Annotated in this window: 19 protein-coding genes and 1 riboswitch; of the genes, 9 read left to right on the forward strand and 10 right to left on the reverse strand. The window is 70.7% G+C overall.

The features are described 5' to 3' along the window. Positions 1-50 precede the first annotated feature (50 nt). The 4 genes from G6N45_RS09070 to G6N45_RS09085 are packed head-to-tail and all read left to right on the forward strand — an operon-like array spanning position 51 to position 1,622. Positions 51-245, forward strand: coding sequence for a hypothetical protein (locus G6N45_RS09070; RefSeq protein ID WP_057149118.1), 195 nt, complete (start codon positions 51-53; stop codon positions 243-245). A 2-nt stretch (positions 246-247) separates the two neighbouring features. After that, on the forward strand, positions 248-718 hold the full coding sequence (gene moaC, locus G6N45_RS09075; protein ID WP_057149117.1) for a cyclic pyranopterin monophosphate synthase MoaC: 471 nt from the start codon (positions 248-250) through the stop codon (positions 716-718). Beyond that, positions 706-1,200 (forward strand): MogA/MoaB family molybdenum cofactor biosynthesis protein, encoded by a 495-nt coding sequence (locus G6N45_RS09080; RefSeq protein WP_246228928.1) that lies wholly within the window; start codon positions 706-708, stop codon positions 1,198-1,200. Before moaC ends, G6N45_RS09080 begins: the two co-directional genes overlap by 13 nt. Further along, entirely contained in the window at positions 1,197-1,622 is a 426-nt protein-coding gene (locus tag G6N45_RS09085; RefSeq protein WP_163721793.1) for a molybdenum cofactor biosynthesis protein MoaE, read from the forward strand. The genes G6N45_RS09080 and G6N45_RS09085 overlap by 4 nt, the downstream gene beginning before the upstream one ends. Positions 1,623-1,628: 6 nt before the next feature. Here the strand turns inward: G6N45_RS09085 and G6N45_RS09090 are convergent, their stop codons facing one another. The 4 genes from G6N45_RS09090 to G6N45_RS09105 form a co-directional block, all read right to left on the reverse strand. Then, entirely contained in the window at positions 1,629-2,963 is a 1,335-nt protein-coding gene (locus G6N45_RS09090) for a transglycosylase family protein (protein ID WP_163721794.1), read from the reverse strand. Positions 2,964-2,972: 9 nt separating this feature from the next. Continuing rightward, positions 2,973-3,150: riboswitch (cyclic di-AMP (ydaO/yuaA leader) on the reverse strand. A 278-nt stretch (positions 3,151-3,428) separates the two neighbouring features. Continuing rightward, complete coding sequence (locus tag G6N45_RS09095; RefSeq protein WP_163721795.1) at positions 3,429-3,677, reverse strand: MoaD/ThiS family protein; 249 nt, start codon at positions 3,675-3,677, stop codon at positions 3,429-3,431. Between the two features lie 4 nt (positions 3,678-3,681). Continuing rightward, complete coding sequence (moaA, locus tag G6N45_RS09100; protein WP_163721796.1) at positions 3,682-4,755, reverse strand: GTP 3',8-cyclase MoaA; 1,074 nt, start codon at positions 4,753-4,755, stop codon at positions 3,682-3,684. Further along, positions 4,752-5,168, reverse strand: a complete 417-nt coding sequence (locus G6N45_RS09105; protein ID WP_163721797.1) for a YccF domain-containing protein — start codon at positions 5,166-5,168, stop codon at positions 4,752-4,754. The genes moaA and G6N45_RS09105 overlap by 4 nt, the downstream gene beginning before the upstream one ends. A 179-nt stretch (positions 5,169-5,347) precedes the next feature. Between G6N45_RS09105 and G6N45_RS09110 the strand changes: the two genes are divergently transcribed. Beyond that, a complete protein-coding gene (locus tag G6N45_RS09110) occupies positions 5,348-5,758 on the forward strand; it encodes a cold-shock protein (protein ID WP_048419732.1) in 411 nt (136 codons plus the stop codon). Positions 5,759-5,787: 29 nt separating this feature from the next. After that, a complete protein-coding gene (locus G6N45_RS09115; protein WP_163721798.1) occupies positions 5,788-6,804 on the forward strand; it encodes a glutathione S-transferase family protein in 1,017 nt (338 codons plus the stop codon). Here G6N45_RS09115 and G6N45_RS09120 read toward each other — a convergent pair whose 3' ends face one another. Both G6N45_RS09120 and G6N45_RS09125 read right to left on the reverse strand, forming a co-directional pair. Further along, the gene (locus G6N45_RS09120; RefSeq protein ID WP_163721799.1) at positions 6,805-7,287 is read right to left on the reverse strand and encodes a DUF2771 domain-containing protein; all 483 of its coding nucleotides are present in this window, start codon (positions 7,285-7,287) and stop codon (positions 6,805-6,807) included. Then, positions 7,284-8,960 carry an MFS transporter gene (locus G6N45_RS09125; RefSeq protein WP_407664311.1) on the reverse strand — a complete coding sequence of 559 codons (1,677 nt, stop codon included), beginning with the start codon at positions 8,958-8,960 and terminating at the stop codon, positions 7,284-7,286. Before G6N45_RS09125 ends, G6N45_RS09120 begins: the two co-directional genes overlap by 4 nt. A gap of 184 nt (positions 8,961-9,144) precedes the next feature. Between G6N45_RS09125 and G6N45_RS09130 the strand changes: the two genes are divergently transcribed. Continuing rightward, positions 9,145-9,888 carry a DUF3027 domain-containing protein gene (locus tag G6N45_RS09130; protein ID WP_246229055.1) on the forward strand — a complete coding sequence of 248 codons (744 nt, stop codon included), beginning with the start codon at positions 9,145-9,147 and terminating at the stop codon, positions 9,886-9,888. Here the strand turns inward: G6N45_RS09130 and G6N45_RS09135 are convergent. Then, entirely contained in the window at positions 9,885-10,337 is a 453-nt protein-coding gene (locus G6N45_RS09135; RefSeq protein WP_163721800.1) for an SRPBCC family protein, read from the reverse strand. The two genes, G6N45_RS09130 and G6N45_RS09135, sit on opposite strands and share 4 nt — an antisense overlap. Positions 10,338-10,371: 34 nt before the next feature. Further along, the gene (locus tag G6N45_RS09140; RefSeq protein ID WP_163721801.1) at positions 10,372-10,617 is read right to left on the reverse strand and encodes a DUF2530 domain-containing protein; all 246 of its coding nucleotides are present in this window, start codon (positions 10,615-10,617) and stop codon (positions 10,372-10,374) included. A gap of 50 nt (positions 10,618-10,667) precedes the next feature. On the opposite strand from G6N45_RS09140, the gene G6N45_RS09145 reads away from it, so the two are divergent. Beyond that, positions 10,668-11,495 carry a TrmH family RNA methyltransferase gene (locus tag G6N45_RS09145; protein ID WP_163721802.1) on the forward strand — a complete coding sequence of 276 codons (828 nt, stop codon included), beginning with the start codon at positions 10,668-10,670 and terminating at the stop codon, positions 11,493-11,495. Then, positions 11,492-11,776, forward strand: a complete 285-nt coding sequence (locus G6N45_RS09150; protein WP_163721803.1) for a DUF2537 domain-containing protein — start codon at positions 11,492-11,494, stop codon at positions 11,774-11,776. The genes G6N45_RS09145 and G6N45_RS09150 overlap by 4 nt, the downstream gene beginning before the upstream one ends. Here the strand turns inward: G6N45_RS09150 and sepH are convergent. Together sepH and serC are read right to left on the reverse strand one after the other, a co-directional pair. Then, complete coding sequence (sepH, locus tag G6N45_RS09155) at positions 11,744-12,544, reverse strand: septation protein SepH (RefSeq protein WP_163721804.1); 801 nt, start codon at positions 12,542-12,544, stop codon at positions 11,744-11,746. The two genes, G6N45_RS09150 and sepH, sit on opposite strands and share 33 nt — an antisense overlap. Positions 12,545-12,631: 87 nt before the next feature. After that, positions 12,632-13,747: a phosphoserine transaminase gene (gene serC, locus G6N45_RS09160; protein WP_163721805.1), complete on the reverse strand. Its 1,116-nt coding sequence runs from the start codon at positions 13,745-13,747 to the stop codon at positions 12,632-12,634. Positions 13,748-13,941: the final 194 nt, after the last annotated feature.

Below are 13,941 nucleotides of genomic sequence, written 5' to 3' on the forward strand. Positions count from 1 at the left end.
CAGCGTAAAGCAGCCTCCCACGCTCGCCAGCCGGCGATCGGCCTGCCACAATGTCTCCCGTGGCTGATGACAAGAAGAACCGTTACGTCGATCCAGGCTGGCCCACGGGTGACGCCGACGACCACGCCGTCAGTGAGCTGGCCGCCGACCGCACCGGGGCCCTCTCGCCATTCGGCGACATCACGTTCCCGCTGCCGGCCGAAGAGCTGCCGTTCATCCAGTCTTCGACCGTCATCAACAAGTAGCGATGGCGGATCGCCTCTCGCACCTCGACGAGACCGGCGCCGCCCACATGGTCGACGTCACCGCCAAGGACGCCACCAAGCGCGTCGCGGTGGCCGCGGGTACCGTGCGTACCCGCGCCGACGTCGTCGACCTCATCAGTACGAACGGCCTGCCCAAGGGTGATGCGCTGGCCACCGCACGTGTCGCCGGGATCCTGGCCGCCAAGCGCACCAGCGACCTCGTGCCGCTGTGCCATCCGCTGGCCATCACCGGCGTGGACATCGACTTCAGCGTCGGCGGTGACGAGGTCGGCATCACCGCGACCGTCCGGACCACCGACCGCACCGGTGTGGAGATGGAGGCGCTGACCGCCGTCAGCGTGGCCGCACTGACCGTCTACGACATGATCAAGGCCGTCGACCGGGCGGCCTCGATCGACGACATCCGCGTGCTGCACAAAGAAGGCGGCAAGACGGGTACGTGGTCGCGGTGACCCCCGCCCGCAGGGGCGTGGTCATCATCGCGTCCACGCGGGCGTCGTCGGGCGTGTACGAGGACCGCTGCGGTCCCGTGATCGCCGCCTGGCTCAACGACCGCGCCATCGCCACCGCGGCCCCCCTCGTCGTCGCCGACGGCGCGCCGGTCGCCACCGCGCTGCGCACCGCGCTCGACGACGGCCCCGACGTCGTGATCACCTCCGGCGGCACAGGGATCTCGCCGACCGACTCGACGCCGCAGATCACCGCCGAACTGCTCGACTACCAGATACCGGGGCTGGCCGACGCGATCCGGCGTTCCGGGCTGCCGCATGTGCCGACGTCGATCCTGTCCCGCGGGCTCTGCGGGGTCGCCGGACGCACCCTGATCGTGAATCTGCCCGGTTCGATCGGCGGGGTGCGCGACGGCCTCCGTGTCCTCGACGACGTCCTCGACCATGCGCTCGACCAACTCCGAGGTAAGGACCATCCGCAATGACCGTCGTCGTGCGTGCCGAACTCACCGATCGCCCGATCGACGTGTCCGAACACGAGGCACTGGTGGCGCATCACGCCGCGGGGGCCGTGGTGTCCTTCGCCGGCGTGGTACGCGACCACGACGGCGGGCGCACGGTCACGCGCCTGGAGTACTCGGCGCATCCGTCGGCTGGGCAGACCCTCGCCGACGTCGTCGGCGCGGTCGCGGCCGAATCCGGCGGCGTGCGCGCCATCGCGGTCAGCCACCGCGTGGGCAGCCTGCAGATCGGCGACGCGGCGCTGATCGCCGTGGTGGCGGCAGACCACCGCGGCGCGGCGTTCCAGACGTGCGCGCGACTGGTGGACCGCGTCAAAGAGCAGCTACCCGTGTGGAAGCACCAGTTCTTCGCCGACGGCACCGACGAATGGGTCAACTCCGCGTAGCGGACCTCAGGCCGGCGGCAGAACCGCGGCAGGCGCGGGCAGCGGTGCCTCGGGGGCGACCGGTGCTCCTGGGGCGGGCGGGGCAACCGGGTCCAGAGCCGCCGGGCCGCTGGTCAGCGGCCGCTGCGTGAGCGCAAGCAGCGCGTCCTTGCCCGAGATCTCCTGAGTCTGGATGGCGTGCCAGATGTCCTTCAGGTACGTCACATTCGGGCTCGCGTCGGTCACCACGCTCGGATCGACCGTGGTGCCGGGCGGCAGATTCTGCGGGCTGACGAGGTGCGGCATCCCGTCAGGGAGCGGAAGCTCGCCCGACACGGCCTGGTTGGCGATGTCGTAGGCCGGGCCGGGAACGGCAGCGGCTGCGGCGAGCGGAGCCAACGGGTCGGGCGCCGGCGCGGCGACGGCGTTCGGCGCGGGCGCCGGGGCCGGGGCCGGGGGCAGCGGGACGGCAGGGTCCGCGGGCGCGGGCTGCTGCGCCAGGTCGCCGGGGTGCAGCGCCCAGACCTGGGGTTGATCCACAGGCGCGGGGCCCCGCGCGGCGTCCCAGTCGGCGGCGGTCACGACGGGCTCGGCCGGCGGGAGCGCATCGACGGGCGGCGGGGCATCGGCCGGCGCGATGTTCGCGACGTCGACCACCGGGGGTGCGGCGTCAGGCAGCGGAGCCGGTGCGGGAAGCGGGGCATCCAGCGGCGCGGCGTCGACAGGCGCGGGGGCCGGCGGCAGGGGATCGCCCGGCGGCGGAGGAAGCGGGGCGTCCATCGGAGCGGGAGCCGGCGGCAGGACCTCCGGGGCCGGCGGCGCGGCGAGCGGGTCGACGGGCGGCGGGGGGAGCGGGGCCTGAGCCGACATCGCATCGAACGGAGCAGGCGGCGGAGGCGGCGCGAGAGGATCGGCCGGCGGGGGAGGAGGCAGGAGACCGTTCAGGCCGAGCGGATCGACCGGGGCCGGCGGCGCCTCGTTCACGACGTTGCGGGGCGTTGCGGCGGAGAGCGGCCCGCCGCACGAGGGCCAGGCGCCCTTCCCCTGAGACGCCAGCACGCGCTCGGCGACGGCGATCTGCTCTTCCTTGGTGGCCAGATGGGCGGCCGGGGCGAACTCGCCGCCGCCGTGTCCGGACCAGGTGCTCGCCGAGAACTGCAGGCCACCCTGGTAGCCGTTGCCGGTGTTGATCGCCCAGTTGCCGCCGGACTCGCAGCTGGCGACCTTGTCCCATTCGTTGTCGGTCGCCGCGCCGGCGGTACCGGCCAGCGCCAGGCTGCCGCCGCCGATGACAGCGCCGGTGACGGCGATCTTGGCGACGCTTACTGCTGAATTGGTGGGCTTGCGATGCCGTCCACTCATAAGTGCGCGTGGTCCTCTCGTAGGCGCCCGCGAGGTCAGCTGTCGGGTTCGGGTGGGAGAGGTCGCCCGGCCGGCGGCGTCGGAACGACGCCGGCTTCACCCCAAGGAGCCGAGTCGGCTCCTGGTCCTTCTGTCTCGGTGGACCGGTGGGTCCCCCGCCTCCATCCAGGTTGGGTCTCGTTGTCCCCGCGGACCAACGGATGGAGTTCGGCGCAGTTGGTACGCGGCGGGCCGGTCAAAGTGGGGGCGATCGGCCTGGTTCAAGACCGTAACGGCTCGCCAAGGTCCCGTCACCTCGTGTCCACCGTCGTGTCGCCGGCCAGGGCAAATACTAAAAAATCTCTAAAATCCCTGCAGAGAGCGTTGTTCCTGCAGGTGCCGCGCGTCTCAACCTCGCCGTAGCCATCTCGTGACCATTCCGTGATGTGACGTAAATCACGGAATACTCCTGTCTCGAACGGTCGTCTACCCACCGGCGAAGGGTGGTAACACGTCAACCGTCTGCCCGTCACCCAGCGGAGTCCGCGTGTCGCGCACCGCAACTCCGTCACGCAAGTAGGAACACCGGGCAAGCACCGCGGACAGGGCCGCCCCGCGGGCCCGAAGGGTGTCCACCAGATCGGCGACCGTGGCGCCCGGCTGCAGGTTGACGGTCTCGTGCTCGACCCCCGCAGCAGCGCGCGCCGCGGCGAAGTACCGCACTGTCACGCCCACCTCGTCAGCCGCCGATCGCGCTCATCGGACGGTCCGGCTGGACGAAACCGGGGTCGTTGATGCCGTGCCCGGCGGCCTTGGCCCACATCGCGGCCCGCCATGCCGCCTCGAGGGCGTCGTCGTCGGCCCCGGTGCGCAGCAGGGCCCGCAGGTCGGTCTCGTCGCGGGCGAACAGGCAGTTGCGGACCTGGCCGTCGGCGGTGAGCCTCGTCCGGTCGCAGCTGGCGCAGAAGGCGTGCGAGACGGACGCGATGATCCCGACGTCGCCGAGCACCGCAGCGCCCGCTTCCGCGCCCGACCGCACCTGCCACAGCTCGGCCGGGGCGGAGCCGCGCGGTCCCGGGTGCGGGCTGAGCGTGAACTCTCGGCGCAGCGCGGCCAGGATGGCGTCAGCACTCAGGGTGTGCTCGCGCTGCCAGGAATGGCCCGCGTCCAGCGGCATCTGCTCGATGATGCGCAACTGGTAGCCGTGCGCCAGACAGAACCGCAGCAGGGCGACGGCGTCGTCCAGCCCGATGACGGGGTCGAGCACCGCGTTGACCTTCACCGGCGACAGCCCGGCGGCCTGTGCGGCGCGCAGGCCGGCCAGCACGGCGTCCAAGCGGTCACGGCGGGTGATCGCCGCGAACCGCTGCCGGTCGACGGTGTCGAGCGAGACGTTGATGCGGTCCAGGCCGGCGTTCTTCAGCGCCTCGGCGCGCCGGGCGAGCCCGATCCCGTTGGTCGTCAGCGTGATCTCCGGACGCGGCCGCAGCGCCGCCGTCGCCGCGACGACGTCCTCGAGGTGGGGGACCACCATCGGTTCGCCGCCCGTGAAGCGCACGCTGGTGATGCCGAGCCGGGTGACCGCGATGTGCAGGAGCCGGATCAGTTCGTCGACCCGCAGCTTCTGCTCGGCCGGTAACCAGTCGAGGCCCTCGGCCGGCATGCAGTACGTGCAGCGCAGATTGCACAGGTCGGTCAGCGACACCCGGAGATCGGTCGCGACTCGGCCGAAGGTGTCGACGAGCGGTCCGTCGGCGGGCGCGCCCGACACCGGCCCGCGCACCGACGGCACCCCGAGGGCGACGGCGCTCACCGGGTCACGCCGAACGCTGTCTGGGCGGCGTCGCGGCCGCTGTCGAGGGGCACGATCTCCTTGCCGAGCGGCATCAGCGACACCGGAATCAGCTTCAGGTTCGCCAGCGCCAGCGGGATACCCACGATGGTGATCGCCATCGCGACAGCGGTGAGGATGTGCCCGATCGCCAACCACACCCCGGCGACGATCAGCCAGATGATGTTGCCGACCAGGGCGCCGGGGCGAACCCCTGGCTTGTCGACGATCGTGCGGCCGAACGGCCACAGCGCATAGAGCGCGATGCGCAGCGCCGCGAAACCGAAGGGGATGGTGATGATGAGCACGAAGCAGATGAGCGCCGCGAGCACATAGCCCAGAGCCAGCCACAGGCCACCGAAGATCAACCAGATGACGTTCAGGATCAGGCGCATCTCTTCCTCCAGCGGTGATTGCAGCCTACCGACATAAGGGGGTGCTGGCTGCGGCGACGTCCGAGTAGGATCTCCCACGACGCGTCCCGGCGCAGGCGGGGCGCTTCCTCTATGTAAAAGGTCTGTACCCACGATGGGCAGCAGACATATCGGCTCAGACAGACAAGCAGGTGAGACCAGTGCCGACCGGCCGGGTGAAGTGGTACGACGCGGAGAAGGGCTTCGGGTTCCTCTCGCAGGAAGACGGTGAGGACGTGTATGTGCGTTCCTCGGCGTTGCCCGCCGGTGTCGAGGGCCTCAAGGCGGGCCAGCGCGTCGAGTTCGGTGTCGCCGCCGGACGCCGCGGCCCGCAGGCCCTGAGCCTCAAGCTGATCGACCCGCCGCCGAGCCTGACCCGGACGCGGCGCGAGGCCACGGCCGCCGAGCACAAGCACACCCCCGACGAACTGCACGGCATGGTCGAGGACATGATCACGCTGCTCGAGGGCGCGGTGCAGCCCGAGCTGCGCAAGGGCCGCTACCCGGATCGCAAGGTGGCCCGCCGCGTGTCGGAGGTCGTCAAGGCCGTCGCGCGCGAACTCGACGCCTGACAGCAGGCCCGGCGGGGTAAGACTGAGTCATGAGCTATGTCGCCGACCCGTCGGCCTCTGACGGCGATTTCAAGCGTGACACCGACTACATCACCACCCGCGTCACCGCGGACGGCCGGGACGGCTACCCCGTCGAGCCGGGGCGCTACCGACTGATCGTGGCACGCGCGTGCCCGTGGGCGAACCGCACGATCATCGTGCGTCGGCTACTGGGGTTGGAAGACGTTCTCTCCATTGGGTTCTGCGGACCCACCCACGACGAGCGCAGCTGGACGTTCGATCTGGACCCCGGCGGTGTCGACCCGGTGCTCGGCATCCACTACCTGCGCGACGCATACAACAAGCGCATCGCCGACTACCCCAAGGGGGTCACCGTCCCCGCGATCGTCGACGTGCCGACCGGTGAAGTGGCGACCAACGACTTCGCGCAGATCACCCTCGACTTCTCGACCGAGTGGACCGCTCACCACCGCGACGGTGCGCCCCAGCTCTACCCCGAGCCGCTGCGGGCGGAGATCGACGAGGTGGCCCAGCGCATCTACACCGAGGTCAACAACGGCGTGTACCGCTGCGGATTCGCCGGTTCACAGCGCGCCTACGAGAAGGCCTACGACCGGCTGTTCACCGCGCTCGACTGGCTCTCCGACCGCCTCGCCGGTCAGCGATATCTGGTGGGAGACACCATCACCGAAGCCGACGTGCGGCTGTTCACCACGCTGGCACGCTTCGACCCCGTCTACCACGGGCACTTCAAGACCAACCGCAGCAAGCTCTCCGAGATGCCCGTGCTGTGGGCCTACGCGCGCGACCTGTTCCAGACGCCGGGCTTCGGGGACACCACGGACTTCGTCCAGATCAAGCAGCACTACTACATCGTGCACAGCGACATCAATCCCACCGGCGTCGTGCCGAAAGGGCCCGACCTGTCGAACTGGCTCACCCCGCACGGCCGGGAAGCATTGGGCGGCAGACCTTTCGGTGACGGCACCCCGCCGGGTCCGACCCGTGAGGGCGAGCAGGTGCCCGCCGGCCACGGCGCCGGCTGATCATTCCCAGACCGCGCGTACCGACCACTCGGCGTGCGGCACCGGAAACTCGTTGCCCTCCTGATCGCGCACCAGGGTGGGCAGCTGCACCGCGAATCCGGTGAGCCGCCCGCGCTGCGCATCTACGGTGGGAATGGTCACCGCGAGACGGGAATCGGGCCGGAACTCCTCGATGACGTCGCCGTCCTCGTAGGCGCGCAGCAGCACCCACGGCGCCTTCGCGATCGCGGTGGGCAGCGACAGTTGCACGGGATGGCGGCCCGTCACCGGCACCTCACCCTGGTCGCCGGGCACCACGCAGTCGGTGGGGTTCAGTACTTGGCAGAACCGGTACGGCCCGACGCGGGCCAGATGTCCGGAGGAGTAGGCGGAGATCTCCGGCAGGTCCGGCGCCCGGTCGCGGGTGAGCCGCCACACCAGCACGCCGGTGCCGATGGAGGCGATCAGGGCGACTGCCGCGAGAACAGCGACAATACGTTTCACTCGCGGGTCACCGCCGGCTCGGCGCGTACGCCTTCGGCTGCCGCGAGCACCGGGCGGTTGCCGCCCAACCCCGGCACCAGGGACTCGCCGCGGTAGCTGAACACCGTCTGGGCCAGCCCGAGGATGAGCAGCGCGGTGATCGTGGTGAAGCCGGCGTACAACTCGGTGTAGATGAGGACGCCCGTCGCGCCGCCCACCACCCACGCCAGTTGCAGCAGCGACTCCGACCGCCCGAACGCCGATGCCCGCGATTCCTCGGGCAGATCGTCCTGCAGGGACGCGTCCAGCGATGCCTTGGCGATCGCGCTCGCGCCCGACGTGACCAGAGTCGTCGCCGCGGCCACCAGCAGGTTGCCGGTCAGCGCGGTGGCCAGCGACATGGCCGTCACGGCGACGGCGCAGCGGACCACCAGCTGGGCGGGATGGCCCAGCTCGAGCCGCGCGGCGGTGAAGTTCCCGGTGAAGTTGCCGATGGCCGCCGCCGCACCGATCAGCCCGAGGATGCGCAACTGCTCCCAGCCGCTCGCGTCGTGGGCCTTGGCGACGAAGGCCGGGTACAGGAACAGGAAGCCGACCATCACCTTGACGGTGCAGTTGCCCCACAGCGCGGTGATGATGTTGCGGCCCAGGGGTTGGCGGGCCTTGGCGGTGGGCGCGGGCCCGCGACGCAGCCCGGCGGGCTGACCGTGGTAGCTCAGCGTCGCCGGCACCTCGCCCTCGGTGACCTCGACCCACTTCGGGATGCGCATCGCCAGCACCGCGCCCGCGATCGAGACCGCCACCACCACGTAGAGCGCGCCCGGCATCCGGAACAGCTGGAAACCCCATTCGGCCGCCGCCGCGATGCCGCCGCCGATCATCGTTCCGCCGAGCAGGCCGAACGTCGTCAGCCGAGAGTTCACCCGAACCAGGTCGATCGTCGGGGGCAACACCCGCGGTGTCACGGCGCTGCGCAACACCGAGAACGATTTCGACAGCACCATCATCCCGAGCGCACAGGGATACAGCACCCAGGACGGGAAGCTGCCCGTCGCGCTGTCGAAGTTGGCGATGAGAATCACGGCCAGCACGGTCCTCAGGACGAACGACGCGGCCAGCGCGACCCGCCTGCCGTGCTGCAGCCGATCCAGCGCGGGCCCGATCAGCGGGGCGATGATCGCGAACGGGGCGATCGTGATCAGCAGGTAGAGCGCCACGCGGCTCTTGCTCTCCCCGGTGGCGGCGGCGAAGAACAACGTGTTGGCCAGGGCGACCGCCATCGCTGCGTCGACAGCGAAGTTCGCGACCACCGGCCACGTCAGCGCGGTCAGCCCGGACTTGTCGGCGCCGTCGGCGGTGGCCGCCCGGTGCACGAGCCCGTACATCTTCGAACCCATCTCGCGGCTGCGCTGCGCCGCGGCGCGCGTGACGGTCACCTTCTCGCCTCCGGCCGCTCCCGGCCGGTCCGCGTCGTAGCGGTCGTAGTCGCGGCGGCGGGCCTGGTCGTCGAGTGGCGGTAGCCACCGGTTGGCGCTCTCGTTGGCCGTCGAGGACCGGCGCCGGCCCGGCGTGGCGACCGGATCACTCGGATAGTTGGCCATCCCGGGATGCTCGCCGGCGGGTGGGCGCGGGGGGTAGTAGCGTCCGCCGGGCGGACCGTCGGGGTCCGGGTGGTCGCGCCGCGCTCCTGTCACGGCTCGATTCTCCCCTATGACGGCGACACCGGGCGCGCAGGCAACCGGTGTGGCTAGCTCCCGGCCCTGTCGGGCAAGATGAACACCGATGGACAGCGTGACCGAACCCCCGCCGCACGAGGCCGAACCCGAGGCCGGGCCCGAGCCCGAGTCGACGGTGCCCGAGCCGACGGTGCCCGAGCCGATGTCCGCCGAACTGGAGGCGATCCTGCTCGGCGCGGTCGACGAGGCGCGCGCGGCGATCGCTGAGTTCAGCGGCGAGGAGACGGTCGGCGAGTACCTGGGCGCCGGTTTCGAAGGCCCCGCGTCGGCCACCCACCGGTTCCTGGCCCAGATGCCCGGTTATCGCGGCTGGCAGTGGGCGGTCGTGGTGGCCGCCTCGCCGGGCGCCACGCACGCGACCATCAGCGAAGTGGTGCTGGTTCCCGGCCCCACAGCACTGCTGGCGCCCAAGTGGGTGCCCTGGGAGGAACGCGTCCGGGCCGGCGACCTGAGTCCCGGCGACCTGTTGGCGCCCCCGGCTGACGATCCGCGCCTGGTGCCGGGCTACGCGGCGACCGGCGATCCGCAGATCGACGAGGTGGCGGTCGAGGTGGGACTCGGCCGGCGTCAGGTGCTGAGCCTGTGGGGCCGCAACGACGCCGCACAGCGGTGGCACGACGGCGAGTACGGGCCGGGCTCGGCGATGGCGCGCGCGACGCGCCGGATGTGCCGCGACTGCGGCTTCTACCTCCCGCTCGGTGGTGCGCTGGGGGTGATGTTCGGCGTGTGCGCCAACGAGTTCGCCGCCGACGGACACGTCGTCGACGCCGAGTACGGCTGCGGCGCGCACTCTGACACGCCGGCGCCGCACGGCGCAGGTTCGCCGCTCTACGACCCGTTCGACGACGGCGTGCTCGACCTGGTGGAAGGTACCGACCAGGCTTAGTTCTCGGCGGCTGCCTTGATCCGGGCCAGCGAGGCGTTCATGCCCTCGATGAGTTCCTGCTCGAAACCGGGCACTCCGCCCATGAACTTGCCCACCAGGAACGTCGATACCGCCTTCGTGCCGTTCTCGGCATTGCGGGTTTCGATCAGTCGGGTACCGGCCTCGGTGGGCTCGAGTTCATAGCTCCACACGGTGTTGTTCTCGTTGACGCGGAAGGCGAGCTTCTGCTCGGGCACCAGTTCGGTGATGCGGCACGTCGTCGGCCAGAACAGCCGCCCCCGGCGGTTCATGTTGATGGTGCGAGCCCCCTGGCGCAGCCCGCCGAGTGCCTTCATCAGCCGGCACTGCGGGCTCCACTGCGGCATCCGGTCCAGATCGGAGACCAGTCTCCACACCGTGGATACCGGTGCGTTGATGTCGATCTGCGCTTGCAAAATCGGCGCCGCCATGGCGTTTCCCCTTCGTCGTCGCCCGGGTGTCGGGTCAGTCCAAGCCGCTCTGTGCACCGCGGGAGCCGCGGCGCACGGCGTGACGTTGCCACAGAAAGATCGACGTGCCAAGGACGCCGACGCCCAGTCCCGCGATCGTCACGGGCCGCCACGGAGCCAGCGCGTCGACGGTGAAAGCCAGCAGCGTGGCGATCAGCCAACCGCAGGTGATCGTCACGATCACCGGCCACGGCGCGAGCAGCGCACGCGGCAGCGGCGGCGGTTCCGGCGGTGCGGTCATCGGACCCAACGTAGCCGATCGCCCTCAGCGCGTCGGTAGTGTCGATCGCCGTGGAAACCGGACTGGTCGACGTCGTCGACATCGACGATCCCGCCGATCCCCGCCTCGACGACTTCCGCGACCTCAACAGCGTCGACCGCAGGCCCGACCTGCCCACCGGCAAGGGACTGGTCATCGCCGAGGGTGTCCTGGTAGTGCAGCGCATGCTGGCTTCCCGGTTCCGGCCGCGTGCGCTGCTCGGCACCGACCGGCGGCTCGCCGAAATGCGGACCGATCTGGAGGGGGTCGGCGCCCCGTATTACCGGGCAAGCGCCGAGGTGATGGCCGAGGCGGTCGGCTTCCACCTCAACCGTGGCGTGCTCGCGTCGGCCTCTCGGGCCGCCGAGCTGACGGTGCCGCAGGTGATCGAGAACGCCACGACGGTCGCGGTGCTCGAGGGCGTCAACGATCACGAGAACCTCGGATCCATCTTCCGCAACGCCGCCGGGCTGGGGATCGGGGCGGTGATCTTCGGCAGTGGTTGCGCCGACCCGCTCTACCGGCGAGCGGTGCGGGTGTCGATGGGGCATGCGCTGCTTGTGCCGTTCGCCCGGGCTGCGCAGTGGCCGGGTGACTTGAAATTGTTGCGGGAAAACGGCTTTCAGCTGATCGCGATGACGCCTGACCCCGGCGCGCACACCCTGGCCGAGGCGATGGGTGAGCTGGCCGGCCGCCGGGTCGCGATCCTGGTGGGTGCAGAGGGCCCCGGCCTGGCCGAGCACACGATGCGGGCGTGCGACGTGCGGGCTCGCATCCCGATGTCGCGCGGCACGGACTCGCTCAACGTCGCCACCGCTGCGGCGCTGGCGTTCTACGAGCGGGATAGGCTCGCGCCGTGAGGACGGAAGAGTCCACGCCGTGGGCCACCGGGTTGACGGTGGCGGCGTTCGTCGCCGCCGTGCTGGGCGCCGCGATCATCGTGCTGAGCATCGGATTGGCGCGGGTGCACCCGCTGCTGGCGGTCGGCCTCAATCTGATCGCCGTCGGCGGGCTCGCGCCCACGGTGTGGGGGTGGCGCCGGGTCCCGGTCTGGCGGTGGTTCGTGCTCGGTTCCGGCGTCGGTGTGGCCGGCGCGTGGATCGGGTTGTTAGCGCTGGCCGCCGCTGGAGCGCACGCCTAGCAGCACGTCCTCCCAGGCCGGCACGGTCGGCCGCTGCTTGCGCGGCCGCACCGGCTTGGCCGCCGCCGGCGCGGGCTGGTCGACCTCCTCGACCTCCACGGCCTCGGGTTCCGGCGCCGGTGCGGGCTCCGGCTCTTCGAGAGCCAGCTGCGCCACCGGGGCCAGCGGCCGCAGCGGCCGCGCGTAGTTCGGGTCGATGAGCTGGCATGCGGCGTCGTCGAACGCCGTCACGGTGCCGCCGTGCGCGCCGGGCGCATACCGGAAATGCGCGACGTTGTCGGACAGACCGGCCTTCCACGCCATCTGCACGGTCCAGCGGCCGTCCTCGTTGCGCCAGGCGTCCCAGTTCGTCGACTCCGGGTCCAAGCCGCGCGCGATGAGCACGGCGGTCACCGTCTCCAGTAGCGTGAGCACCGACGGCCCGTCGGCCAGCACAGGATGCGCCGCGGTGGCCAGCTCGGCCGCGCGGGAGCGCTCCAGCAACACCGGGTGAGCGAAGCGTTCGACCCGCGCGATGTCGGCGCCCGAGGCGGCGGCCACCTGCTCGACCGAGGCTCCTGCGCGGATTTTGGCTTGAATATCTTTGGGGCGCAGCATGTTCGGCACCTCGACATCGATCGTGGTCTGGTTCGAGGCGACCCGGTCACCGCGCACCGCGGCCTTGAGTCGCTCGTCTGAGCGCAGGACGAACTTCTCCGCGGAGTCGTCCGATTCGCAGATGATCCGCTTGCCGTCGACGTCGAGTCCGACGACCTTAAGTTCCCGCATGACGACCTCCTCCGGGCTGCGCCGAGCCCGATACGCGGTCACCCTACTGCGTTATCCGGCCGTTACCGCGGTGACACGCGGCAGTCGCTACAACCGCTGCACGACCCAGTCGACGCAGGCGGTCAGCGCGCTGACGTCGTCGGGCTCGACGGCGGGGAACATGCCGACGCGCAGCTGGTTGCGGCCGAGCTTGCGGTAGGGCTCGGTGTCGACGATGCCGTTCGCGCGCAGGATCTTGGCGACGGCTGCGGCGTCGACCTGGTCGGTGAAGTCGACGGTGCCGACCACCGCCGAGCGCAGCCCCGGATCGGTGACGAACGGGGTGGCGAACTCCGAGGCGTCGGCCCACGAGTACAGCCGCGCCGACGAGTCCGCGGTGCGCTTGGTCGCCCAGTCCAGGCCGCCGTTGCCAAGCAGCCAGTCGATCTGTTCGGCCAGCAGCACCAGCGTGCCGATCGCGGGCGTGTTGTACGTCTGGTTCTTGACGCTGTTCTCGATCGCGATGGGCAGGGACAGGAAGTCGGGCACCCACCGGCCCGAGGCCGCGATGGCCTCGACGCGGGCGAGCGCGGCGGGGGACATCAGCGCGATCCACAGCCCGCCGTCACCGGCGAAGTTCTTCTGCGGCGCGAAGTAGTAGGTGTCGGCGGAGGTGATGTCGACCGGAAGCCCGCCGGCCGCGGACGTCGCGTCGATGACCACCAGCGCGTCGCCGGAGTCCGCCGGCCGCTGCACGGGTACGGCCACACCCGTCGAGGTCTCGTTGTGCGCCCATGCGATGACGTCGACCGACGGATCCGACACCGGCGCCGGCGCGCTGCCGGCATCGGCCTTGATCACGACGGGATCGCCGACGAACGGGTTCTTGGCCACCGCCGAGGCGAACTTCGCGCTGAACTCGCCGTAGGTCAGGTGCAGCGAGCGCTTGTCGACGAGGCCGAACGCTGCCGCGTCCCAGAACGCGGTCGACCCGCCGTTGCCGAGGATCACCTCGTACCCGTCGGGCAGGGAGAACAGCTCGCGCAGCCCGTCGCGAACCCGGCCGACGAGGTTCTTCACCGGGGCCTGCCGGTGCGAGGTGCCGAACAGGTGGCCCGCCTCGGCCAGCGCGGTGAGTTGCTCGGGCCGGACCTTCGACGGGCCGCAGCCGAAGCGGCCGTCGCGCGGCTTGAGGTTGTCAGGGATCGTCAGGTCCTGGGCCATGCGGCAAGCCTAGAACCGGGCCGTCGGATGGACCGAATCCGGCCGCCGCAGGACCACTCCAGGGTGATCTGGCTCACATGTGACGGGGGTAACGTGGTTGTCGCACAGCCGCAGAATTGGCCCTGGTTAATTCCTGGGACCGCGGGTACTGTCACTGGACAGCGAGCATATGAATGTAAACCTCAGTCGAGGCA

Origin of the sequence: Mycolicibacterium psychrotolerans (assembly GCF_010729305.1) — a bacterium.
GTDB classification, from domain to species: Bacteria; Actinomycetota; Actinomycetes; order Mycobacteriales; family Mycobacteriaceae; genus Mycobacterium; species Mycobacterium psychrotolerans.